25 protein-coding genes are annotated in these 24,428 nt (G+C 52.5%); 4 read left to right on the top strand and 21 right to left on the bottom strand.

The window, feature by feature from the left end:
* Positions 1 to 596: 596 nt before the first annotated feature.
* Both V8G57_RS21005 and katG read left to right on the top strand, forming a co-directional pair.
* Positions 597 to 794, top strand: a complete 198-nt coding sequence (locus V8G57_RS21005; protein ID WP_139220081.1) for a hypothetical protein — start codon at positions 597 to 599, stop codon at positions 792 to 794.
* 33 nt (positions 795 to 827) lie between these two features.
* Complete coding sequence (gene katG, locus V8G57_RS21000) at positions 828 to 2,972, top strand: catalase/peroxidase HPI (RefSeq protein ID WP_342831037.1); 2,145 nt, start codon at positions 828 to 830, stop codon at positions 2,970 to 2,972.
* Between the two features lie 764 nt (positions 2,973 to 3,736).
* Here katG and V8G57_RS20995 read toward each other — a convergent pair.
* From V8G57_RS20995 to V8G57_RS20950, 10 genes are all read right to left on the bottom strand, one after another.
* Positions 3,737 to 4,390, bottom strand: a complete 654-nt coding sequence (locus V8G57_RS20995; RefSeq protein WP_425458317.1) for a LysE family translocator — start codon at positions 4,388 to 4,390, stop codon at positions 3,737 to 3,739.
* 124 nt (positions 4,391 to 4,514) lie between these two features.
* Positions 4,515 to 4,802, bottom strand: a complete 288-nt coding sequence (locus tag V8G57_RS20990; RefSeq protein WP_342831035.1) for a hypothetical protein — start codon at positions 4,800 to 4,802, stop codon at positions 4,515 to 4,517.
* Positions 4,803 to 5,064: 262 nt separating this feature from the next.
* Positions 5,065 to 5,418, bottom strand: coding sequence for a DUF7079 family protein (locus tag V8G57_RS20985; RefSeq protein ID WP_342831034.1), 354 nt, complete (start codon positions 5,416 to 5,418; stop codon positions 5,065 to 5,067).
* A 341-nt stretch (positions 5,419 to 5,759) separates the two neighbouring features.
* The gene (locus V8G57_RS20980; RefSeq protein ID WP_342831033.1) at positions 5,760 to 6,803 is read right to left on the bottom strand and encodes an alginate lyase family protein; all 1,044 of its coding nucleotides are present in this window, start codon (positions 6,801 to 6,803) and stop codon (positions 5,760 to 5,762) included.
* A 349-nt stretch (positions 6,804 to 7,152) separates the two neighbouring features.
* Positions 7,153 to 7,578, bottom strand: coding sequence for an NAD(+)--rifampin ADP-ribosyltransferase (gene arr, locus V8G57_RS20975; protein ID WP_342831107.1), 426 nt, complete (start codon positions 7,576 to 7,578; stop codon positions 7,153 to 7,155).
* Between the two features lie 612 nt (positions 7,579 to 8,190).
* Positions 8,191 to 9,081 carry a sigma-70 family RNA polymerase sigma factor gene (locus tag V8G57_RS20970; RefSeq protein ID WP_342831032.1) on the bottom strand — a complete coding sequence of 297 codons (891 nt, stop codon included), beginning with the start codon at positions 9,079 to 9,081 and terminating at the stop codon, positions 8,191 to 8,193.
* A 51-nt stretch (positions 9,082 to 9,132) separates the two neighbouring features.
* Positions 9,133 to 9,456 carry a putative quinol monooxygenase gene (locus V8G57_RS20965; RefSeq protein WP_342831031.1) on the bottom strand — a complete coding sequence of 108 codons (324 nt, stop codon included), beginning with the start codon at positions 9,454 to 9,456 and terminating at the stop codon, positions 9,133 to 9,135.
* 306 nt (positions 9,457 to 9,762) lie between these two features.
* Positions 9,763 to 10,116: a hypothetical protein gene (locus tag V8G57_RS20960; RefSeq protein WP_342831030.1), complete on the bottom strand. Its 354-nt coding sequence runs from the start codon at positions 10,114 to 10,116 to the stop codon at positions 9,763 to 9,765.
* 494 nt (positions 10,117 to 10,610) lie between these two features.
* Complete coding sequence (locus V8G57_RS20955) at positions 10,611 to 11,258, bottom strand: GNAT family N-acetyltransferase (protein ID WP_342831028.1); 648 nt, start codon at positions 11,256 to 11,258, stop codon at positions 10,611 to 10,613.
* Between the two features lie 64 nt (positions 11,259 to 11,322).
* On the bottom strand, positions 11,323 to 11,757 hold the full coding sequence (locus V8G57_RS20950) for an HD domain-containing protein (RefSeq protein WP_342831027.1): 435 nt from the start codon (positions 11,755 to 11,757) through the stop codon (positions 11,323 to 11,325).
* A 118-nt stretch (positions 11,758 to 11,875) separates the two neighbouring features.
* Between V8G57_RS20950 and V8G57_RS20945 the strand changes: the two genes are divergently transcribed.
* Complete coding sequence (locus tag V8G57_RS20945) at positions 11,876 to 12,124, top strand: DUF3297 family protein (protein WP_098497462.1); 249 nt, start codon at positions 11,876 to 11,878, stop codon at positions 12,122 to 12,124.
* A gap of 1,430 nt (positions 12,125 to 13,554) precedes the next feature.
* Here V8G57_RS20945 and V8G57_RS20940 read toward each other — a convergent pair.
* From V8G57_RS20940 to gshA, 11 genes are all read right to left on the bottom strand, one after another.
* A complete protein-coding gene (locus V8G57_RS20940) occupies positions 13,555 to 13,812 on the bottom strand; it encodes a hypothetical protein (protein WP_342831026.1) in 258 nt (85 codons plus the stop codon).
* A 174-nt stretch (positions 13,813 to 13,986) separates the two neighbouring features.
* Positions 13,987 to 14,709 (bottom strand): hypothetical protein, encoded by a 723-nt coding sequence (locus V8G57_RS20935; protein WP_342831025.1) that lies wholly within the window; start codon positions 14,707 to 14,709, stop codon positions 13,987 to 13,989.
* A 430-nt stretch (positions 14,710 to 15,139) separates the two neighbouring features.
* The gene (locus tag V8G57_RS20930; RefSeq protein ID WP_342831024.1) at positions 15,140 to 15,433 is read right to left on the bottom strand and encodes a hypothetical protein; all 294 of its coding nucleotides are present in this window, start codon (positions 15,431 to 15,433) and stop codon (positions 15,140 to 15,142) included.
* 206 nt (positions 15,434 to 15,639) lie between these two features.
* A complete protein-coding gene (locus tag V8G57_RS20925; protein ID WP_342831023.1) occupies positions 15,640 to 16,062 on the bottom strand; it encodes a hypothetical protein in 423 nt (140 codons plus the stop codon).
* Positions 16,063 to 16,250: 188 nt separating this feature from the next.
* Positions 16,251 to 16,517, bottom strand: coding sequence for a CPCC family cysteine-rich protein (locus V8G57_RS26300; RefSeq protein WP_425458316.1), 267 nt, complete (start codon positions 16,515 to 16,517; stop codon positions 16,251 to 16,253).
* Positions 16,518 to 16,558: 41 nt separating this feature from the next.
* Positions 16,559 to 16,930 carry a hypothetical protein gene (locus tag V8G57_RS20920; RefSeq protein WP_342831022.1) on the bottom strand — a complete coding sequence of 124 codons (372 nt, stop codon included), beginning with the start codon at positions 16,928 to 16,930 and terminating at the stop codon, positions 16,559 to 16,561.
* A gap of 65 nt (positions 16,931 to 16,995) precedes the next feature.
* Positions 16,996 to 17,949 (bottom strand): ADP-ribosylglycohydrolase family protein, encoded by a 954-nt coding sequence (locus V8G57_RS20915; RefSeq protein ID WP_342831021.1) that lies wholly within the window; start codon positions 17,947 to 17,949, stop codon positions 16,996 to 16,998.
* Between the two features lie 221 nt (positions 17,950 to 18,170).
* Positions 18,171 to 18,764, bottom strand: coding sequence for a GNAT family N-acetyltransferase (locus V8G57_RS20910; RefSeq protein WP_342831020.1), 594 nt, complete (start codon positions 18,762 to 18,764; stop codon positions 18,171 to 18,173).
* Positions 18,765 to 18,959: 195 nt separating this feature from the next.
* Positions 18,960 to 19,361 (bottom strand): hypothetical protein, encoded by a 402-nt coding sequence (locus V8G57_RS20905; RefSeq protein ID WP_092398967.1) that lies wholly within the window; start codon positions 19,359 to 19,361, stop codon positions 18,960 to 18,962.
* A gap of 524 nt (positions 19,362 to 19,885) precedes the next feature.
* Complete coding sequence (locus tag V8G57_RS20900; protein WP_342831019.1) at positions 19,886 to 21,184, bottom strand: class I SAM-dependent methyltransferase; 1,299 nt, start codon at positions 21,182 to 21,184, stop codon at positions 19,886 to 19,888.
* Positions 21,185 to 21,640: 456 nt separating this feature from the next.
* On the bottom strand, positions 21,641 to 23,227 hold the full coding sequence (gshA, locus tag V8G57_RS20895; RefSeq protein WP_342831018.1) for a glutamate--cysteine ligase: 1,587 nt from the start codon (positions 23,225 to 23,227) through the stop codon (positions 21,641 to 21,643).
* A 353-nt stretch (positions 23,228 to 23,580) separates the two neighbouring features.
* Here gshA and folD point away from each other — a divergent pair, with 353 nt between their 5' ends.
* Entirely contained in the window at positions 23,581 to 24,426 is an 846-nt protein-coding gene (gene folD, locus V8G57_RS20890) for a bifunctional methylenetetrahydrofolate dehydrogenase/methenyltetrahydrofolate cyclohydrolase FolD (protein WP_092398972.1), read from the top strand.
* The last annotated feature ends 2 nt before the right edge of the window (positions 24,427 to 24,428 follow it).

Here is a 24,428-nt window from a genome sequence, read left to right as displayed (position 1 = left end):
GGACAGACGTCGTTGCTTCAGCACGTCAATCCCAAACAGTGTCGCTGGCGTCCCTTCCATGCCGTGAAGCGTAAAACCGGTATCATCATTAAGACCGAAAACCTTAGCCGATAAATTATTGCACCGTTGTGACAAATCTGGGGTTTCAGCCGCCTCATTTTTTCCAGACTACGATGGAGTGGGCAAAGCGGTTCTAGAATTGATGTTGGCAGGTGACTACAAGAATACGGACTGGTGCTGCGTAGGGACAGCTTCCGATCCAAAGCGTTCTATGAGATTTATCCAAAGCGGACGTGCGAGCCGCGGCTGGTGCTGTTGAGCGATTCCTTGCTCAACTGAAGCAACTCCATCGAATCGCCACCCGCTACGGCAAACTCGTCTCGCGCTTCGAGCCGTTTGTGGTGATCGCTGCTTCGGCGCTGTGGCTGAAGTGAATGTCAACACGCCTTAGCAGACGGTCGAATGACTCGGGCTATCTTAGTCTAAGTCGAGCGAGTGATTGTATATAGCTATCGATTCGATGGTGATAATTAATTTCATATATCATTGAATTGAAATTACTATAGATACGCCATTTGATAATCAGGAGATGCCCCATGAAAAATGCTTCATTTCCCGGGCGCTATATCGGGCTGCCAGCTCTATGTCTAGCGACCATCGCGGTGGCGGTCATTGCCCTTGGCAGCGGCCCAAGCATTGCAGCAGCTCCCACTCGGGATAAGGGCGCAGCAATAGGTGATAATCAAAGTTCACAAACTGTTGGCCCGAACGACCTGGTTAAAGAGATGTTGTAGTCACCTAACCTACCCACGACAAAGGAGATCCCCATGTCAACTGAAGCCAAATGTCCTTTCCACCACGCCGGTGGCGGCACAACGAACAAAGACTGGTGGCCGAATCAGCTACGCATTGATTTGCTGAACCAGCATTCCAACAAGTCCAATCCGTTGGGCGAGAAGTTTAACTACGCTGAAGAGTTCAAGAAACTTGACTACAAGGCGCTCAAGGCAGACCTGATCAAACTCATGACCGACAGCCAGGACTGGTGGCCGGCCGATTTTGGTCACTATGGCCCGCAGTTCATCCGCATGGCCTGGCATTCGGCCGGCACCTATCGCACCCTCGACGGTCGAGGCGGCGGCGGTCGTGGGCAACAGCGTTTCGCACCGCTCAATTCGTGGCCCGACAACGTCAATATCGATAAATCGCGCCGCCTGTTGTGGCCGATCAAGCAAAAATATGGCCAGAAAATCTCCTGGGCCGACCTTTTCATCCTGGCCGGCAATGTGGCGCTGGAATCCATGGGCTTCCGCACCTTCGGTTTCGCCGGCGGCCGTGAAGACGTGTGGGAACCGGACCTGGACGTGAACTGGGGCGCCGAGACCACCTGGCTGGGGACAGACAAACGTTTCCATGATGACCGCGAACTGGACAACAACCTTGCGGCCACCCACATGGGCCTGATCTATGTGAACCCGGAAGGTCCGAACGCCAGCGGCGACTATATGGCTGCAGCCAAGGACATCCGCGCCACCTTCAGCCGCATGGCCATGGACGACGAGGAGATCGTTGCCTTGATCGCCGGCGGCCACACCTTCGGCAAAGCGCACGGCGCCGCGCCCGAATCGCACAAGGGCCCCGAACCGGAAGGCGCGGGCATCGAAGCCCAGGGCCTGGGCTGGAACAGCAACTTTGGCAGCGGCCACGGCAAAGACACCGTGTCCAGCGGCCTGGAAGTGACCTGGACCAAAACCCCGGCATTGTGGAGTAACAACTTCTTCGAAAACCTGTTCAAGTATGACTGGGAGCTCACCCATTCGCCGGCTGGCGCCAAGCAGTGGGTGGCCAAGAATGCCGAGGACATCATTCCCGACGCGCATGTGCAAGGCAAGTTCCACAAGCCCACCATGCTGACCACCGACCTGACGCTGCGCTTCGACCCGGAGTTCGGCAAAATATCCAAGCGCTTCCATGAGGACCCGCAAGCCTTTGCAGACGCTTTTGCGCGCGCCTGGTATAAGCTGACCCACCGTGACATGGGCCCAAAGGCGCGTTACCTCGGCCCCGAAGTGCCGAAGGAAGATTTGATCTGGCAGGACCCGTTGCCGGCTGCGACGCACCAGCCGTCACCGGCCGACATTGCCGATATCAAGGCCAAGATCGCTGCCTCTGGTCTGTCGGTAGCCGAGCTGGTGTCGGTGGCCTGGGCTTCCGCCTCCACCTTCCGTGGCGGTGACAAACGCGGCGGCGCCAATGGCGCACGCCTGGCTCTGGCCCCTCAGAAGGACTGGGAAGTCAACGCGACGGCAGTGAGTGTTTTGCCAAAGCTGGTCGACATTCAGAAGGCTTCGGGCAAGGCCTCGCTGGCTGACGTGATTGTGCTGGCCGGCGGCGTTGGTGTTGAACAGGCGGCCAAGGCGGGTGGGATCTCGATCGAGGTGCCCTTCGCACCGGGCCGCACCGACGCCAGGCAGGAACAGACGGATGTCGAGGCCTTTGCCGTGCTGGAGCCGCTCGCTGACGGTTTCCGCAACTACAACAAGGGCAAGTTCAGTGCTCCGACCGAAGCGTTGCTGGTCGACCGGGCCCAGTTGCTGACGCTGACTGCACCGGAGCTCACCACGCTGGTCGGTGGCCTGCGGGTACTCGGCGCCAACTTTGATGGTAGCAAGCACGGGGTGTTCACCGACAAGGTCGGCGTACTCAGCAACGACTTCTTCGTCAATCTTCTGGACATGGACCTGGAGTGGAAAGCCGCGGACAGCGAGGCCGAATTGTTCGAAGGACGCGACCGCAAGACCGGCGCGGTCAAGTACACAGGCACCCGCAACGATCTGATCTTCGGATCCAACTCGGTGCTGCGGGCTTATGCCGAGGTCTATGCAACTGTGGATGCCAAGGAGAAGTTCGCCAAGGACTTCGTTGCGGCTTGGGTCAAGGTCATGAACGCGGACCGCTTCGATCTCGCGTAATGCCGACTGCGGCCTTGTCTGGTTCAAGGACAGACAGGGCCTGCTGCGCCAGCGTCGCCAGTGCGTGGCGACGCTGGTCTTTCAACAAATATTGCTGCCAACTTGTTTCAGACCTCGACCCGATCGGGGCCGTAACAACAACCCTGTCAAGACGCAGGAAATCGACCTGTACCTGGCGCGCCGGGACGTTGTCTTCCCTGAGATACGCGACCGCGACGCCGCTCAAGTGTGTGACAACGCGCTTAGCCATCCTCGGTTAAAGAGGATAAGTCAAACATCGTTGATATTCCCTGCAAAAACCTGGATTAACCATCAGCCTGCCGCTAGCCGAAAACGCCGGATAAGCGGAACAGATTTACCCACTGGATTTTGGGTGTTTCCTCCCTGCAATCCGGATGGGCTTGATGTGCTTCGGCCTAATCCTATCGCATACTGCGAATGGCTGATTCAGTGCAGCGACTTCGTGGGCTCTAGTGCCCGCTATTGGCCGTGTTGAGCCGGCCGTGACAGGCCGATTTCGACCAGAAGGCGACAGTCGCTCCTGCAGAAAGCGGACGTTGAGGGGGAGGCATTCTTCTTAGCCGGCGCTACAAGGCCGTAGTCGCCGCCTTTATGCTTCGTTAGACGAATCGTGCGGTAAAACATGCTCGTGTTCATCGGGTTGGTTGCGCGCGACGATCGCTCTCGCGGGTGGCCGACAACAAGCAGGCTCTTGTGCTCACGCCGTTGGCGAGCATTTTTCCCAACAATGCCAACCGGTGAATTCAACGAAAAGTAGCCCAGGCGATAGACGCCGAGAACGCACAAAGTACCAACGCAGTTGCACGCTGCAACTTGACTCGGTCCACAAACTTCAAGCGCCCGTTGGCTAACGCTGCGCCGAACATGGTCCAAGCGATGCCGATAGGTATCAACAGGCACGAAAACAGTGCCGTCGCTGTCAAATAGACTTGCATATTGTCAGATGCGACGATGGGGAAAATTGCGGACGAAAAAAGCAGCGCCTTTGGATTGAGAAGGGTTGCCACAAATAAGGCACGGGAACCAATCGACCGTTGTCCCGATGTCGCCTGCACGGATGCCGTTCGCCATACCATCACTGCAATGTAAACCAGGTAAAGACTGCTGGCGGCGCGTACCAAGATCGCTACCCACGGATAACTGCTTTGCAAGGGTGCAAGCACTGCGCCCCAGACCGAGATCGCAATCAGATAGCCGAAAAGCTCGCATGCAATGAGTGGCAGCGCGCCTCTCGCCCCCCGTTCCAGGCCAACTGCCGCCAGTAAGGTATTGGTCGGTCCAGGCGTCAGGAGTATGACCGCAGTACTCATCGCAAAAATAGGAAAGTTGAAATCAGATGTCATCAAAATTTGATAGAGGTTACTTCCCAAAACAGCGTGGAAAGAGACGGTCGGCAATCGTGCGGTTCACCGCTTGATCGCAGTTTGCTGGCTAGGTTGGAAAGCCCACCAGTTTGCCATGGCCAGCGTTGGGCTTGCCAGCCCAACTTCACGTAATCTAGCCTCAGACGCCACGACGCGCTCAACGCTCACGTACCAATTGAAAATAGCGCCAAACTACCCAGGCGGCGGTGACGGCGATGCCGATCCCCACGCTCCATCCGGCTGGCAGCCCCAGCCCGAATACCAGGAACAGTATCAGTGCGAAGCATGCTAGGGCGGTGAAAGTTATCGTGACGAAATCGAAGTACGCGATCTCGAGCGCGTCCTCGGTAATGCTGCGCTTGCTGCTGCCGTGCTTGCTGCGCAAGCCCCTGAACAACACAACATCAATAACGAATTCGAAAATTCCGATAAGTAAATCGGTCAAGACGCTCCACATTTGGACGCTCCGGATTGAGATGGCACCCTACTTTGTCGCTGGTCTCATGGTGCCCGAATAGGGGGATCGGCGGACCATGGCGAAATATTACCATGTTGGAATTCTATGGGTTCGCGCCGATTGAATTGAATCGCCATCAGTTTGGCAGGCACCGCAAGCGACCGCACCTGACCGCTATGAGCCAGTCGCAATAGACCAATTTTGACCCAAATAGGCATATCTAAAGCCACTGGCACAAATCACTGGACGGTTAGGCATATTCGCTTGGAAGATGCTCGCAAACTTTGACCCAGCACGACTTGATATCTTCAGCCACCTCTGAAGATGAAAATACGGGAGCCGTAAAACTTGCCATCTTTAGATGCTGCCTGAGCCATTCGCGAGAGTACCCTTCCCACACGCCTGTGACACTTCTGAGATTGGACTCCAGAATGGGGAATACCTCGTTCCAGAGGATGCTGCATATTTCATTCGCGCTGTACAGTGAATCAATCACCGCTCTGGCAACATACGTATATGTTGCTGTATCGAGCTCTGTGTCCAGGAATAGCTCTGACAACGCTTGCCAGACATTGAGGCGGCGCTCGATTTCTTCTGTGCTCATACGATATGCCTAACTTGAATTAGGGTAAAAAATCTCTGCCTAACATTACTTAATTGAGTGCGAATGTCTTCTTTTGGGCGAACTCTCTACCGTCTGGATTTGGCCATAGCCGGCCATCGCGTTTCGCCCCGAAGCCGTCCTCGCGACTTCTCGAAACCTGACATTCAACGTGACGAATGACGACCAAATGGAGAGAAATCAGTTTGCTGCGCATCCCATTGGCGGAAATGTTAGGCAGTTTTGGCAGAGGATATTTCATCTCTGTCACGACCGAATAATTCTATCGGTCTATTCATCCCATAAGCTTACAACAGCCCCTTTTCCAAACAAATGCACTCAGTTCACTCGAACAACACCAACCACTCCAACCCATTCATCCCAATGCTGCCACTCGCAATCACCCGCGCACCATCATCGTTAGGAAATACCCGCTGCAGCAGAGCGAAATAGGCGGCGTTGCGCACGCCGTTTAAGTGTCCGCCATTGCTGTCGTAGTAAGGGAAGTTCTCCGGGTGTAGCGTCCATGCGGCGGCTTGCCGATAGGCGGCTGCCAATTTGTTGCCTTGTGGCGTTTGCCATACACTGCGTCCTGCAATCTCAAAGATGCGCGCCGCTGCCGTGGTTGGCAGCAAGGTGTAGTGCGTGTAGCTTAGGCCGTTGACTCCCTTGTGCGTTCCCCCGCAATAATTGTTTGTGTCACTGCGGCAGATTTCCAACGGCAGCGATCCGTCTGGCGCCACCTCACTGTCCATCAGCACCAGCCAGCGTGCCCTAGCTTGCTCGAGCAAGGCGGTGTCGCCCGTGTATGCGGCGATGGCTACATTGAGGAAAACACCCCAGTTGGCGTGATTGTTCTTGCGGTCGCTATGCGATAGAGGTAAGGCGATGTCGGTGAGGAGGCGCCGGAATGACTGATCGTTCCAGCTCCCCACATCGCACACCATCGAGGCGGCTAGGATGTACTGTGGCAGGTCGAAATTGATTTCCGATGCACCCTGCTCCGACTTCACCTCTCGCATGGTATCGGCCCATGCGACAATAATGGACTGGGCGTGTTTCGCATAAAGTGGATTCTGCGACACTGCATAGCACAGTGCAGCGCGCCAGGCCATCGTGCCATCGCTCGAGAAGCGCTTGGACATGTCCGTCTCAACAACGCCGCCCGAGGTGTAGTGCGGCGGCGGGGAAAATACGGAGACGGGCGCAGCGCGCGTATCGATTTCCTTGTCGCAGCGCCGGATGAGAGGCGCGATGCGAGCCGGCTGGGCGCGCAAGGACTGAATCTCAGTCTCAGTGAGCCAAAGATTTGCGGTGGCTGTAGATGCGGTAGCGATTGGCGACGTCAACGCGATGGCTGCAGCCACAAAGGCGAGGATACGAGTCATGGGCGTAAGTCCATTCGAATCAAAGTAAGGTTACGATTTGGTGGAAATTGTTCGAACGTAACCGTCAGCGAGTATATCTGGCTAAATAGCTGCTGCACGGAAAAATCGCGAGAACTGGGAAATCGACACGCATTTTGCATCGCACTACCAATATGCACGGCGAAATATAAGTTGCGAAAATGTTGACTGCCCGCTGTCGGCCCAAACCTGACATCGCGACTTCCAGAAACCGGTCATTCAGCGCTCCGCATAACCGGCTGGTCACGGAGCGCGGCGGAATTGCCAGTCCGTGTTGATGCGGTTGTTAGCGGTTCGTTGTTTTATGGGTAAGGTATGGGCATCTCAGAAATTAATTAATAATTTCTCCTTTGTTGTTGGCCAATTTTTTACGCCAATTTTGGAGTTCCTCAGGTGTTTGTCTCACCCAGTCTGTTACTTCGCCAACGATTTCTAAAGGCGCTTCGGAGCGATATGAGCGCGTCGGATTGCCCGGAAATTTTTTGTCTGTAACATTCGGGTCATTTTCAAAACCGCCTGTCGGTTCCACGACATAAACACGTTCACGTCCATCGCCTTTTGCTAATGCAGCAGCCAGTCCCGCCCCATTAACAAGGGCTGTGAAATAAATGTGATTCATTTTGAGTTCAGGTTTGTAATTAGAATTTCCCCCTCCTGTCAGCAAATCGCCAACCTGCAAATCTGCTTTCGTCCCATGATAAAAAGGGCCTTTGTCAGAAGGTTTATCCTTAAACGAAGTTGCTAATTCATAATTCATTTTTGCCTTGTCAGAGTCGTTTAAGTCCTCATAGCATTTGGCGATATTTGAATATAGGGAAGGGAAAGCACTCTTGACAGAGTCGTTATTTATTTTGAATGCAAACTGCAACGCAGTTTCGAGCCATTTCAATTTATCGGAAATATTTTTTTGATGTCGTGCTACATAATGAGCTGAAATAAATTTTTCAAAGTCGTTTGTCGCTTCGCTCCAAGCTTGAAGAAACAGCATAATTGCTCCTTCAGGTTTGCTTTTTTCTTCCAAGTCCATACCTTGAAGGCAGAGTTTAACAACGTTGTTGTTTGGGTTGAATTCCATGATTATTTTGTCTCTTAGCAATCGTAAGATCAATTTAGCTGCTTGCCCTTAGGTCGTTAAAGGCTATCGCAACTACCGCTAACGGAGTTGTAGAAAAAGTACATTCATTAAATTGCATCATGTCATGAACAAAACAGCGTCAATGCCAGAATTGAAGGGCTTTCTCGAACGACTGTTCCTGGCCGTGTCGAGCCGGCCGCAACAGGTCGATTTCGACCCATTCCAGTCAATCGATGTCACCAACCCGGTTGCCCGAAATGCGTCGCCCTGCGGACGTTGTCGAAACCGGCGTGGCTACAGCGAGTAGTGTTCGGCGTCTGCTGTCGCGTAGCGCGCAAAGAGAAAATCTCGAATTGTCGACACGCGCTGATCGGTCCAGCCGAGCACCACGAAGTAGTCCGGCTGCATATCCGGACGCTCGTGCTGTTGGATCAGTATGGCCGGCCGGCCTTCGACGACGCCGGGCCACGCCCTCCAGCCTTGCGTCTGCCCGTATCGCGCAAAGTATTCACCGACGGCCGGCCCCTGTAGCCGCAGGCGATTCACCAAATCGAGCTGCACGTCGGCGGCCAGCATCGTGCGCAGCGTGTCAAAGTCGCGCGCATTGAACAAATCGACATACCTTCGAAGCAACTGCTGTTCCGCATCAGGCAATGTGGTTCGCTCGCCAGTCGCCATCGCATGACTGGCCAACGTACGCAAGCTGCTACGCCCGCGCTGCAAGGTCGATTTCACCGCTGGTACCGTGGCGCCCAAGAGCGCGCCGACTTCTTCTGCCGAGTACTCCAGCACGTCGAAGAGAATGACCACGCTGCGCTGCGATGCGGGTATTTGCATGAAGACCGGAAACGTTGCGGCAGCGGCTTCGCGCCGCGCCTGCTCGTCAACCGGATGAGCGATCAAGTCCACATCGTAGTCACTTTGCGTGTCGACAAGGCGTGCTCGGCGTCGCAGAAAATCCAGCGCCAAGTTGTGCGCAATGCGGAACAGCCAGCCCTCGGGGTTCTCGATGGGCCGGTCGGGTACGCCAGATTCCAGCGCTCGCAACATCGCTTCTTGCACGATATCCTCGCCATCGAGCGCCGAACCCACCATGCGAGCGCAGTAACGATGCAATGTGGGGCGCAGGCGGTCGAGATCGATTGACGACAGCGGTTTCAAGTCGGGTGGTGACGTTCGAGTCATTCGGCCAAACCTCCAATGCGCCGCCCTGCGGCAGCCAGCCGGCTATACGGCTTACGCAACAACGGTCGACGCGACGTCGCAAGTTATGGCTTCCATCTGCGCAATCGCCTTGATGCGCTCAAAGTATGCCGGCATCTCCGGACGCTGACGCATCACGGCAATCCCGTCGGCGCTACGCCATTGACCGTATATGACCACGCGCTGACCGTCACGCGAGACATGGAGAGAGGACGAAACGAAACCAGGGACCTTGGAAATCCAGGCCTCCGTGCCCTCCTTCAATAGAGCAACCAGGCGATCGCGGTCAGCCGGAGCAACGCTGAAGACATTGATCAGTGTGGTGAGTTTGGCATCGGTGTTGATGTTGGGTGTCATGGCATTGGACCTCGGTTGGGAGAACGAAACAAACGGAGTGCCTGCCCCTAAGGCTAGCACAGTGGCGAGCAGTCTTCTCCTGGCTGGCAGCGCGACGATCTGTCGACTTGACATGGATATACTCCGCGAACCCGGACATGGAGAGCTCGTATATGCATAGACGTTTGGCAAAGGCCAAACGAATCGGTCCGAACGAGACATTATCGACATCACTAGGTTTCGCACGACTCCGGTCCGTTGACGAGTGCCCCGGACCGGGCACTCGCGACCGGCTGGAACTGGCTGGAAACGGCCGCATTTGCTGCCTTAAACGGGTGAAAATTCCGACTTGATTCCATCTGCTTCAATGGCCGCAAGAGCGCGCCGTCCGGCATTCGCAGCCTGAGCATGCCAATTTGCAGCGCAAAGTTCTGCAATTGCGCGAAGATGATTCGAGGGACGCCTCTGGATCGCCTCTGCCACAGCTTCGACCAATAGAAAATTTGGCTCGATCGCAATGCGTCCGAGCAGCTCCAAGTCTTGTAAGTTCATTGAATGTAACAGAGCAGGGATCACAGCATCCGCATCATCACCTTCTAACTGATCACTCGCGAAGGCATTGAGAGGTTGTTGATTAGATTCAAGCGGTGAATATGCGGGGTGAAGGTTTTCGAGATGCAAGTTCTTAGATTTTGCATTGCATCCGGCAACGAGAAACTCCGAAAGAGAACTGAATACAACTCGAGTATCGCCGTCATGATCAAGGAATAGTATTGAATCTTCGAGTGGCCCAGACGTAAGTAGACGTGATGATTGCTCGTGTTCCCATCATCTAATACCAAACCGCCCATCCTCCTTACGAGTGGGTGAAAGCCTCGAAACTGTTTGGACAAGCGTGCAACATCCACGTCAGGCAAGAGGTTAAGTCCGATTTTGTCCATTCCAGACAACGCACCGTTTGCAATATCGTCAAAGTATGCAAAGATTTCGGGCGAAATCGGATTTAGTAGTGGCGCCAGGATTGATTTGACGGTCTCCATAAATATCTCTTCTATTTGCGATAACTGTGGCGACGAACTTTCGCTGGCATTCTGAGCGATCGCTCCTGGCCGGTTCCTGCCCCTCTGCAACCGGCGCCCGAGCGGCGAAATTTATTCGACATCAGGCGGTAAAACTTACCCAATGACCGCTGCAGTGACCAGTGAAACAATCGTCCAACCAATCGCCTTATACAGCGCACAGCCATCTTCAGTGGCAACAAGTACGCCTGTTTTTGATTCGCTCGCAATGGAAACATTGCTCAGTGCCCCCATGACAATGCGCCCCAGTCCCTTCCTTTGATGCTCCGGCTCAGTCACTATTTGGTCAAAGATTGCAAAGCCATTGCTTTGAGCTACACGTCCCTTCGCGGCTAATTGTCCGTCTTTGCTCCTGAGTTCAGCATCGGTGACCGCACCACTTGTGTTAATTGATAGCTGGTAGTCATCGCGTGCAATGATGGCGTCGTTGTGCAATGCCGCAGCCATCAAATACTCAGGCGGCTGAACCGTCCAGATATCACGAAGAAAAGGCGTTACCATTTCCGGGTTAGCGCAGACTTTAAGCCATGTCCCAGGAACCGTTAAGCTGCTGGATAGCTCGCGCAAAGCTTGCGTATCAAAATTGGTTACTACATGGCGCTCGAGGTGGTCGGGCGCGCCTAAGTCAATTTTGTATCCATACGTTTGATTTACGGGACGAGGCTTCCCCCTCGTAAGAGTCCATCCTCGCGCCCATGCTTCTGCAGTGGCCATCTGGTTAAACGCGCACTGACTATTTTCCAATGTTGTTCTCCATTTGCAAAAAGACGACCGACCGCATTTGGCCGGTTAGAGCCGAATGGTTCTTTCAGCTCACGGTTCCGCGCTTCAGCAAAATTTCACGCACAACCTTATATTCTTCAAGTCGAGCGAAATCACGGGCCGACGGGTTCTGAATACGAGTTAGGTCCATGTTCTCCGCATTATCTGCCAGTTTAACTTCGCATCCAATTAAGTTGGCAGATGCTCTTTGCGCTGCCTCCACGCGTGATTCGCCATGTCGCTTAGTTAGTGCATCTACGGCCGCGATGACCTGAGGCGGAAAACCTTCAGCAATAAGCTGCTGCAACGACACGCCTGTGTCCTCGACGACGTCGTGAAGCACTGCTGCCATTCGCTCATGCTCCGATGTGACACGTAGCATAACCCGTAGCGGATGCAAGATATAAGGTTGTCCTGCCTTGTCTACCTGTCCTGCGTGAGCCGCTGCTGCAATTGCAATTGCTCGTTCCAATGTTGTCATAATTGGATCCTCAAAAAATGGAATCGGCGGCTTTTGGCCGAGTGCGGTCAAGCAAGCGATTTAGCGAAGCCACGCAAAAAATTTGTTTTGGTCAATCTTATAGTTGATAATTGTAGCCATGAACGATATCCAAAACCGCCCCCCACTTCCTGATCGGCTCTCAGTCGATCCTCGTAGCCCTTACTATAATGCCGCCATATTTGAACATGATGTTGGTATTAAACTTAACGATAAAGAGCGCTTCGAAGTTGAGGAATATTGCATCAGCGAGGGATGGATTAAAATCCCGGCCGGAAAGGCGCTAGATCGGAAGGGCAACCCCTTGATGACTAAAGTAAAAGGCACGGTCGAACCTTTCTATCGGTAGATGCTGTTCTTTGATTAGCATTTCTTAATTTCCTTGATTGTCTGCAAGGCCGTGTGCGCTAACATTTTTTTCGATGGCGATTACATGTCCGCTTTTGGCCGTTTTGAGCCAGTCACGATAGACTCCATTCGACCTCAAGCCGTCGGTCGAGTTTCTCCAAAGCGGACGCTCAACATATTACTTCTACTGTCCCAGTAGTGTTACGGTCGCATGACAAACCTCAGCTAGTACACAGGAACAAAGGAAAGGCATATGACACAAACAGCCATTTCGACAATACATTGAGGGATACTCCGCCATCTACGTTGAAATGCTACAGCAACGGTTGTAACAAACGACGCTAGAAAACCAATGCCTAATAGAGATGGCGACAGGTCTAAAAACAACCAAGAATGAAAGAATCCAAGAGTTGTTGATTCAGGAAACGGATTTGGCATGTGCACCCAAATGGCTGCGAACGGAAACCCGGCAAGTGCTACGAGTAGCAATGCTGTACTGATACGAAAACGAAAAAACGGTGAGGCCATATAAAGCGTCCGACGATTGTAGTTGGTCCCAAAAAGAAATCTCAAGTGAATTAATCCAATGCACTGATTGCTCGCGCACATTCCGTCGATAGCTAAAATTCTTCCAGCTGGGTGGAGCGTATACTTTCACCTTTTTGTGCATTATCCATCAGCATGCATACGATTGACCTCCCTCTCCCTGTGCATATACAGCAGCTGGCCGCATAAAAGCCCCAAAGGGACTTCAAGGAACCAGAGTGTTAAGCGCAGAACGGAGGTCGGTCCTGGCTTAGGTTCCATGAAGATTAAGATGGCACAAAAAATAATGAGTAGTGTCAAGGGCGCCCAGGACCTAGGTTTGGACCACCTTGCTGTTGCGGCACCCGCCACAATCCAGCTTAATAAATAAATCGCTTGAACTATGAGCCACTCGTTGGTATTGGGATCCATCGGGCCTTTTGGTGCCACGTATGGAACTCCGTAGACGGTGGCCCAAATGAATGGTCTTACGACCCACAAGACTAAAATGAGTCCTAACAACACCAAATAATGTACCGTAACACCCGCAACAAGACCGCGCCAAAAACTGCGCTTTCTCTTGGTCGGGGCAAGCAAATTTGGTGAATGATCGTGCTGAATTGGGTATGGATCCATAGTGCCTGATGAAAAATTGGCCAGCGCGTATATTTTTTAGTATCTAACGAGCAGTTTGTAACTTTGGAGCAATAAACTGCGCATGCTGCCACGAAAAAAATGGCAAAGCAATGTTGAATTGATCGGATATGACAATGGCAGGTTTTGGCCGTTTTGAGCCGGCCGCAACAGGTCGATTTCGCCCCAAAAGCGACATTCGATTTTCTTCAAAGCAGACACTCAATGATGACGGTGGCCGCCGTTAGCGCTGGAAAGACTCTAAACCTGCGCTTACCACAACCCTTCTTTGAAATATTTTTCATAAGGCACAAATAATTGTTCGACAGCTCCCATTGATGGGACATAAACATATCCCAATGCAATCAAAATTCCCTTTAAGATAATATGCAACTGCTCCCAATAAAATGCCGCTATGGATGCGCCCAATATCCACAGTATAAAAAAACTCAGCAATCTTAAGCGATAGCGAAGGTATTCTGATTGAGACATTTTCGGAGGTGCTGGCCAGCTACGATTGAATATTTTCACGATTTATCCTAATTTTCTCGCGCCTAGCACCACATCGGCATTGGAAAATACACAGTTTGTAACGCATCGCTGGACGGCAGCTTTTGGCCGTTTGGAGCCAATCGCGGCAGCCTCATTTCGACCCGTTGCGGTCATTAGCGATTACCAATAATAGTCACTCAACTTTGGTTGAGATCATTGACATTTATTCACCGCATTATCAAATGTATCTGCTTGAGGAATAACCCTACCGTTGCTATTTTTGACATTAATATATCGAGTTATGGAACCTTCTGGCTTATTTTCAACTGTTGCCAGAATCACCCTTACAGGTGCAAACAACTGAATTGATATGCTCCCATCTGCTGTAAGCAGTCCGTCAGCAAAAAAACCTGCGCCTTTGTATTTATCAAGAATGCATCCAACAACTTTTCTGGCCGGTTGATTGCTAGTTAATACCTTGCTAGAATATTTATTGCTCATGTATTCGAACCATTTCAATTTATTCGAAACTGCTAAACTATTTTCTTCCTTTGTTTTGCAGAAATCAAAATGATTCGAATATGCTTCTAGCGCCTCCTTTTGCGGCTTCATTTCATCCACAAATAATTTTGCTTCATCTATTTTCAATGCTTGAGCCAGTAAGCCATTTCGATCCGAAAAATCTGAGCTCTCACATTTATTATTAAAATATTCAAAGCTAATCAGTTGTAATGCGATAGTGATTGAGGTTTTTGTTTGATCGTCGTATTTTTTCGAAATGCAGAACCCACTAAAATTTTGCATTCCTTTTGACGTACATTCGGCAGCCAATCTATCAGTTATATTTTTGTAATCATTGAAATTTGTGCTCTGAGGCTCAGCCGAATATGAATGAATTGGAAAAAATAAACATAGAGCTACTATTAGTTCTTTCATGTTTTGAAATTCTCATTGTTGTAAATAATAAGGTCTAGCTTAATTAATTTTCCCTAGCGACGGGGTTCAGAACAAAGATAGCAACACCAATGCAGTGTTCAGTCTTTTCATGCAATCTTTCTTTTCGAGCCAACGCTCTGCTCAACCAGGATGTAAAGGCGAAAAGGCACAATAATACCGTTGATTATATTTCCTTAAAACAATAATTTATTCATGGATTTTTGCAAAAGCGACATAACAAACGATCATTTGTTATGCGCCATTGGATTGATCAGCATTGACCGTATTGAAGCCAACACTTGAGAGCAACTTTTTAGACAATGGTCACGCCTTACGCATTTGACTGACCGCTTTCATGCAAATTCGTGACCGGCGGTTCCTGGCCGGTAGCACGCATTGGACCTTTTGACCAAGAGTACCAAATCATTTTCTATAGGTCCTTATTTGCTGATCTACAAAAAAGTCTGCGCAGTGAATTGACCAGTGGATTAAAGGACGGCCAAACCTTCGGGTTTTTGGGAGTCCAGAATTCTTCGGGCGGAACAGCTATTGGAGAACTCTCGGGCAGATCAATCAATAAATAGAAAAGCGGTCCAGCAAGCGGTACAGCTGACAAAACCAGATAGCCAAATTTGATTACCCAAAATTCATCTTTTCCAAATATCCGTTTCCAGGCAAGTCCGGTAGCGACGAGCGAAATACTGATTAGGAGAAAATAGGTCATGGATTTTTATCTGCCATATGTTGCAAAATTTCAATTTAACACGGCAGTTTGCCAAAAGCGACGGCGCGAACGTGTGCTTTAAAGAGAATTTTCGACCGGCGGTTCCTGGCCGTTTTTAGCCAGTCGCGATACGTGGATTTCGCCCCAAACCAGACACCCGAGTCGCTTGGACGCAGTCGTTCAATTGAGTTAGAAAAAATTCGACGTCAAACAGGTGTGCCGTTTTTGCGAACGAGGAGCTGGTAGTAGTGAAGGACATTGTCTTCACCCCCGTTCAGAATCCGATTTTCAACGCGTGTAACAGGCCAGAACAGCACACCAGACTTGCTTTGCAATCCAACTGCTTTCGCGCCATCACTCGTGACGAGCCCCCAATCGGCGCCGTGATTTCGGCGGTATGTTTCACCGATATATGAACCGATAAACTGCGCCTGCTGTTGGACAGCCTCAGCCGCCAATTGTCCATTGCGGTAGGCCGAATGGGCACTTTCCAGCATCCGCTCCACTATTTCGATGCTGGCGTCCGAGTAATCGAGGTGTTCCCCGAAATTTTTCTGTCCAAAAGCTACCACCGCTGTCGCACTCTCGGTGGCGATCCGCTCAATATCAGCAATCGCTTTAAATTCCATAGCTACGCTCCTTCGTAATCGGACTAGTGGTCCTCTAAAATAATTATTTGTGCAGCATTACCGATATTTACCGTCGCATAGGTGCTGTGACAACATCGACAGCTTCTAATTGAAGGTTGCTGCTGATAGTCTGGTTCTGGCCGATTGCTGACCGTCTGATAGCGTTGATATCTGACGGCAAGTTGAATTTAGAGAATACGCTGTTGAAAACTATATTTCCCTCGTTCGGTAGGCGATATAACTTTATTTTTGAAGCGTTCTAAACAGGCTCCAAATGACTGGAAATTTCTTCTGCCCTCACTCAACATTAATCCGTGGTTAGCGGCCGAATGTTGATTCGGTTTCGATACACCACCCCAGTCTTGCTCCCAGAAGCAAACTGGGCAAATTTCGTAATCCCCACCTTTGGCAATAGTGAAGTAGTCGCAGCAGTCGCATTGAACTAAGGTGTTCATTTGGCCTTCCCCAGCGTGACGAGCATTTTCGATAGGTTTGATTAATGTTTGTGGTCGCGTATTGCTTTCCTTACAGATTCAACGTCGTTAAGCACAGGTCCACTCCAGGTTCCCACTTTGATTGCGCCGCTGCCAAGGCCTAATTCGGTAAAAACTCTGTATTCGACCTGAGTAATCCCCCCGTCAATTAATTCCCGTGGGTGCATTAAAATATTTGGTTTAAAAAATCCGCGCCGAATCTCTTTTATTGCTTGGCGAAGCTGATGTTCGGCCATAGTGAAGTCTGCAATCAACATTCTAGGCGACGCGAACTTCTGGTCCCGTTGAATCTGGACGATGGCTCCGGAGTCCATATTTTGAATCAGGAAGTGGCTTGTATAAATCTGAACGTAAATTGAATCGCTCGAAAACATAAATGCTCTTATCTAAAACGTATAACGTGGATGTAAACGGCGCCACACCACACAGCAGCGCCAGCTCAATGCGCGCCTTCGGCGTCACGCTTAGCCGCTTTCAAACGACTAAGCAGGTCCTCGACAATAGCGGGGCCTTTCAAAGCCTCTCTCCAACGGACCGGAATACCTTGTTCTCCATAGAGTATGCCGGCGAGGCCGCCCGCGATGCAGGCCGTAGTATCCGTGTCGTTACCAAGAGCGATTGCATTGCGGACGCAGTTTTCATAGTCCGACGTCGCCAAGACACATCGAATTGCCGACCATAGGCTGTCCACCACATATCCCGAGCCTTTCGAGGGCTCAAGGCGACCATCCAATAGGATAGTTAACTCCTGTTTCTCAGTGGGGTGAATCAGATGCTCAAGCGTCTCCTGTGCGTAATCCAATGCTTCGACAGGCGCATTCCCCTCCACCATCTGCCAAGCCATTAACGAATAAAACGCGCAGGCCAATTGAGACCGCGGGTGTCCGTGCGTTGGAATGCTCTGCTTTCTTGCTCGCCCGATGATATCAATTGGCGCCGATGCCGCAATAAAAGCACAAGGCAGCGTGCGCATCAAAGAGCCATTTCCATTATTCCAATCGTCGGTTGGGCTGCAGGTGAGTGGATTACCGTTTTTCGCGTAGTTTTCGAGTGCATGCGTGGTCTGAATGCCGACATCGAAGACATGGTCATCTGGCGTCATAAAGCCAGTGCGGTACCATGTCAGCAGTCCGTTTGTAAACTCTTTGAGGTCGAGCTCAGGATTTTTTACCAATGCATCTAGAAGCACAAGGGCTTGAGCGCCGTCGTCGCTCCAAGTCCCTGCCAGAACAGTCGAGTGTGCCCTTGAAAAATTCGACGGCGGGGACATTTCAATGAGGTGTCGCGCAGGAATCTCGTCAAGAGACGAAAATTCGTAGGGGACACCCAGCGCATCTCCGATTAATAAGCCATACAGGCCGCCGCGGATTCGCTCCCATCTATCAAATGGCATTCGGGTCCTTCATTCCTGTAACAATTTCGGACATGTGAATTTCATATTCTATGTTGATGGTGTCGTTCATTGAGGCTTCTCGGCAAACTTTCCCTTGTCGTTTATCCTGGCACGAAATGATTGGCAAAACAATAGCATTTAGAAGGCACCCGCGAAAGACCGCTACTGACGGTCAACTTATCACCGTCGATAGCGAAGTTTAGAGTTCGATCTCTCAAAGACTATAGCTCCGGCTGATCGCGAGCGACCAAGCTCAAATACTCTGGTAGGCCAAACATACAAAGCGGTTTTACGAACACTCGAATCGTATGAGTCATGCTGCCTAATTGCACGCCGGTGCGACGACGGATCTCCTTGTACCCGACCTTCTCCCAGAAGCGTTCTGCCTTCAAGTTGCCGGTCACGGCACCCAAGCGTAACCAGTGCGCGCCTTCTTCTTTGGTCCACTCCTCAAGCCGGTCGTACAAGAACCCGGCTGCGCCCGTCCCGTGAAGCGAAGTGGCGACGATGAACGTGCCTATGTGCCAAACGTGTGGAGCGATGAGATTTGAAAGCACCGTTGCCATTCCCACGAGGTGCTCTGTTCTGTCCACGAAGCCGATCACGTAGACCTCGTCGAAGGGCATGTCAGGGGGCGGTCGATCTTCGAATTCCTGTTTGGCCTCATCAGGCCGAGGCAACATGCCGTTGACCGCCAGGAAATATTCGGGATTGGCAACGAAGAAATCCTGCAACGCGGGGAGATCGGCCTCGGTTAACTTCCTAGCTTCAAAGTCTGTGGCATTAAATAGGATTTCCGGTACTTGTGTGGTCATATGTTGACGCCTGTCGTTGTATGCATCCTGATCATCGAATAATTAACATTGATATACCGGATCCGCAGGTTGATCGGACGGCTGTTGTTGGCCGTTTTGAGGCAGTCGCGACAGGCTCAATTCGTTCCAAAGCTGTCTTTGCGAAAGTCATCCGGCCCCACGCAGCTAGGCAATATCTGAAATGACGTGCATTCGTCATTCAGTTTTGAACCATCGACCAGCCGCGTCCGCGGTGTCTTGGGGTACTGTGTTGAAAGCGATAGATGCCTTGGGAGCCGATTTGTGGACGCTGTTCAGAAGCCTTTCAAAGAGCAGCAGGCTCTTGGGAGGGATGCGGATTCCGCCGCCGATGACAACGCAATCATAGGTCGCGCTGGCGAGTTGACGCTCGAGCGCCACAGTTGCGGATTCATCCGGCCGCACCAGGCAGAGGTCGGCATGCCACCCACGATCAGCCATCTGCCGCATCCCAACGGCAATGCCGGCATGAATCTTCTCCGCATTGAAACCCGGCGGTAACGCTGGGTCCGAGAAGTCGACAGTTTCCGGCTGCTGGCCGACGAACAACACTTTTTTGACGTCTTTCAATTGACTCATCACATCCTCCCGCTTGAGCTACATGTGGTTGAAACCTCTTTACCGCCGGCGGCTGAATATCGTACTCAATGATACGAATGCAGAAAAATAGAACACAACATGAATCAACGGCCACTATGAAGAAGCGCTCATCCGCCTTTTTCTGGCTGATAGCCGGCGCCTCGAAATAGCTGCTACATTAGTTTAACCAAGTGGGTGTAATATAAGCCATCAACAGGACGAGATGAGGCAGAAATGAGGTCGGCATTTTGGAGCATTATTGCCTTCGCCTTGATTTTCGTTTCGACGGTGGTCTCTTATGCCCAATATCAGTCCGGCGCCCTCCATAACGAAGTGATTTCATCCAATTGGAACAGGCCGGATTGAGGGCGGACCTCGCCTTACAGATTGGTTTTTACTGGCCGTTTTGAGCCGGCCACACCCGTTGAATCCACACCCGATTGCGGCCACAGGCCTTCCTCAAGCGATCACGATAAGTATCGCGCACACGCCATGGAGCCGCCGCCGGTCGTGCCAGGAATATATCAACGCTCTGTCACCGAAACGTGCCGTAATAGCAGCCGTTCCAGTGCGTTAAGCGTGTCGAAGGACTCAAAGAAATCAGCAAAAAAATCTTGGTTGCTCAGCGCTGCCTGGTCTGTTCCCGATGCGGATCGAATTGCATCGAATATTTGTTGAAAAGTGCGTTTGCCGTCGATATGGTGCAGGATTTTTGCGCCATATTTTCCAGGATTCACCATCAGGCTCACTTCTGAGTGTTGGTGATTAAGAACGAACGGCTGCCCTTTGTTGGCGCTGAATACCTGCGCCATCAGCGGACCCGTCAGCGGTTCGTGATAAAAAAACGGAACGTAGTCAGCATCGCCATACGGCGCTTTGCATGCGGCTGACCGTGTCACATAAAATGAATGGGTGATGACGTTGCCGATCAACAGCTCACCGATTTCATATTGCTTTTGCATCGGCAGGCCTTTCAAGGTTCCCAGATTTTTTGGCGGCTTTTTACCTAAAATCATATGTGGAAGATACGCGGATCTTCCTCGCCCAACGTCCGTCAGTTCCAAGTTGAGGCCATGTGCGTCTTGTACCCAGTCGAACAGCTCTCCAACCGTATAGGCCCTGTCTTGGGAATGCAGCAGCAAATCGTAGATGCCGGCGTCGCCCAGCTTATGGTCATGGTGCAGGTCCTCGCCACGCTGAAACCAGTTGGACCCAGGTATGCTACTCAATATCTCCTTCGTATTCCGGATCTTGGCGCCGGCATCGGATTCTTCGCCATTGATCAAACGCATCAGTTCCTGCATTTGGTACACGCCGGTTCGGCCATAAGTGGCATATACCATGAGGCCGATTGCGCCGGTATCCTTGAGTGCGGTACGCAGCGCGTGCAATCCTGCGTCAGGATCCTCAAGATGGTGCAAAACACCGCTACAGTTAATGTAATCGAACGTCCCGATTTGAAGCAGTGGTAGATTCAGCAGGGAATCCTGGATCCACGTTATATTTTTCAACCCCCTTATTTCCGCGCGCTCTCGGGCGATTGCAATGCTTGCCGAGCTCAAGTCCAGATGGACGATCTCGGCGTTGGTGCCTCGCAATTGTTCTGCCAGGTAAATTGTTGCGTCTCCTGTTCCACCGCCTGCCGCCAAGACCCGAAAATGCTCCTGGAACGATTGTTTTCCAGAAAAACAATAATGATTGATCATTGCAAGGCTTTCCAGCCATGTCTGTATCAACTGTTTTTTTTCGTCTTGCGGATTGCACGGTGGGTAAGGCAGCGATTCATACTGATCCCGTACGTTGGGAAGATAGTTGGCTGACATATGAATACCTAGTTAAAGACGAGTGACGGGGAAACGGTTGAATCGATAGCCGACCGCGGCCTTTCAAGCTGGGTGACTTTATCAGAAATATTTGAGTTTTCTCGAAATCTATCTGGGGCTGCCTATTGTTCCGCAAAGAATTAGTCCGCAAGGCCTGGCAAGGTTTTGCAGGCATGCGCTGAATAGGGATTGCGGAATGAAAGCTAGCTTAACGGCTTGTTTGTATTGAGACTTGGCTCGGACTTCAATATGGAGTGCAGTATTGCTGGACACCGGTGTCCACAAACAAATCCGGCTTAAGCATGAACGCAGTTCTCCAATATCTTTCACAGGCTATTGTGTTCACAGGCGTTTTTCAGAATGATGCGCGACCTGCGCTTCCGCATTCAAGCCAACGAGAACCCGGCCGGCCGCCTAAGCCGCCGGCGCCGGCAAGATTACCCGATGGCGTTTTTGCTAGACACTCATGTTGCCCAGCGTACTGGCGCGATAAGCCGCGACAAAGGTATCGAAATCCCCGGTCTGGCTGCGCTCCAGGCTTTCCTGCTCGGACAGGGAGGTGGCCGCCAGCGTTTCGAAATAGCTGCGCTCTTCCGAGCTCGGAGGATGCGCCAGGAAATAAGCCGCGTGCGCCTTGCTCTGGCGCAGCGCAAAGCTGCCGAACGATTCCTGGTTCTCGCGCAAGATCGCCAGCACCTGCGCCGATGGCGTCAGTTCAACCGACTCCAGCTTGAGGTTTTGTTTCGCCAGCGATGCCGCATGGGCGCCGTCGCTGCGCTGGGCGTCGAGCAGGGTTGCCGCCGAACCGATCCGCTGCAGCAATTCCTTGCCCCAGGTTTGCAGGCCGACCGGATTGCCGTCACGCCGCAACTGCAGGCCCGGACGCCGCCCTTCTTTCACCGCGCGCGAAAAATTCTCAGTGTTTTCCAGGCTTTCTTCGTCGCTGGTCACCGGACTGTCGTCGAGCGCGCAGAACAGCAGGAAGGCATCGAGGAAGCGCGAGGTTTCCAGGTTGATGCCCATCGGTTCGAACGGGTCGATGTCCATGCAGCGCACTTCGATGTATTGCACGCCGCGCGCGGACAGCGCCTGGATCGGCCGCTCGCCGGAATTGATCACGCGTTTCGGCCGGATGGTCGAGTAGTACTCGTTTTCGATCTGCAGGATATTGGTGTTGATCTGCACCCACTCGCCGTTGCGGTGGGTGCCGATTTCGGCGTACGGCGGATAAGGCTGGCTGACCGCCCGCGCCAGGCTCTTGATATAGCTGTCGAGGCTGTTGAACTGCGGCGTCAGGCGGGCCTGGGCTTCGCTGGTGTAGCCGAGGTCGCTCATGCGCAAGCTGGTGGCGTAAGGCAGGTACAGGGTATCTTTGTCCAGCTCTTCCAGCCGGTGCTGGCGGCCGTCCAGGAAACATTTGGACAAGGCCGGCGAAGCGCCGAACAGGTACATCAGCAGCCAGCTGTAGCGGCGGAAATTGCGCACCAGCGCGATATAACTTTCCGACTGGAAGTGCATCGCCGTGCCGCTGGCGCCCTCCGCCTGCTGCAAGGTCTGCCACACCCCTTCAGCCAGCGAATAGTTGTAGTGGATGCCGGCGATACATTGCATGCGCTTGCCGTAGCGCAGCGCCAGGCCGCGCCGGTAGACGTGCTTCAAGGTCCCCATGTGCGAAGTGCCATACCAGGCAATCGGGATCTGTTCTTCCGCCGGCAGGTGGGCCGGCATCGATTGGCTCCACAGCAGTTCGTCGCCCAGCTTGGTGTAGACGAAACGGTGGATCGCATCCAGTTCGGTCAGCGCGGTCGCAATATCGTGTTCGGCCGGGGTAATGAACTCCAGCAGCGATTCCGAATAGTCGGTGGTGATCTGCGGATGGGTCAGCGCCGAACCCAGCGCGCGCGGGTGCGGCGTCAAGGCCAGCCGGCCGTCAGGCTCGACGCGCAGGGTTTCCCGTTCGATGCCGCGCAGGCCCTGGCCTAGCAAGCCGCGATGCTGCTCTTGTCCTAGCAGCGCCAGCCGGCGAGTGTAATGATCGGTCAATTCAGCATCCTTTTATTCAAATTTGCCAGCTCTGCCATGCGGCCGCCTGTTGCATTATTCCGGGCATGGTCGATGACATGCAGATGTCGTAGAAGGCGAGAATAGCCGAAAATGAAAGAACGCGTTGGATGTCAGCTGGACAGCAATTTACAATCGTCCGGGAGCCCGGGTAGTACGCCGGGCGAGGCTTAATTTTATTAAATCGGCAATTTACAATGGATTTGCGCAGGCCGATGACAAAGTAAACAGCAAAAATTCGCAAATTTCCACAAGGCAACACGTCACCAGCGCAGTCTTCGGCGCGCGCACCCCTTATAATCCTGCTTTGCTCTCAATCTTCCATTGCCATTACTATGCCTGCTCAACTGATCGACGGAAATCTCCTCTCCCAACAACTCCGCGCCGACGTCGCCAAACGCGCCGCCGCGCTGACCGCGCAGGGCAAGCAGCCCGGCCTGGCGGTGATCCTGGTCGGCGACAGCCAGGCTTCGCAGGTGTATGTGCGCAACAAGGTCAAGGCGTGCGAAGACAACGGCCTGTATTCAGTGCTGGAAAAATATGACGCCGACCTGACCGAAGCGGCCCTGCTGGCGCGCATCGATGCGCTGAACCACGATCCGAAGATCAACGGCATCCTGGTGCAGCTGCCGCTGCCGGCGCATATCAATGCCCACAAGGTGATCGAAGCCATTGCCGCCGAAAAAGACGTCGACGGTTTTCATATCAGCAACGCCGGCCTGCTGATGACCGGCCAGCCGCTGTTCCGCCCCTGCACCCCTTACGGCGTGATGAAAATGCTGGAATCGGTGAATTTCCCGGTGCGCGGCGCCCATGCGGTGATCGTCGGCGCCTCGAACATCGTCGGCAAGCCGCAAGCCATGCTGCTCTTGCAGGCCGGCGCCACCGTCACCATCTGTAATTCCAAGACCCGCGACCTGGGACTGCACACGCGCATGGCCGACATCCTGGTGGTGGCTACCGGCAAGCGCAATATCGTCACCGCCGACATGGTCAAGCCGGGTGCGGCCGTGATCGACGTCGGCATGAACCGCGACGATAACGGCAAATTGTGCGGCGATGTCGACTTTGCCAACGCCAAGGAGGTGGCGGGTTACATTACCCCGGTGCCAGGCGGCGTCGGCCCGATGACCATCACCATGCTGCTGGTCAATACCATCGAAGCCGCAGAAAGAATGTAATT

Source organism: Collimonas rhizosphaerae (genome assembly GCF_038896935.1).
Lineage (GTDB): Bacteria > Pseudomonadota > Gammaproteobacteria > Burkholderiales > Burkholderiaceae_D > Collimonas > Collimonas rhizosphaerae.
This window is presented reverse-complemented; position numbering and strand designations above follow the sequence as displayed.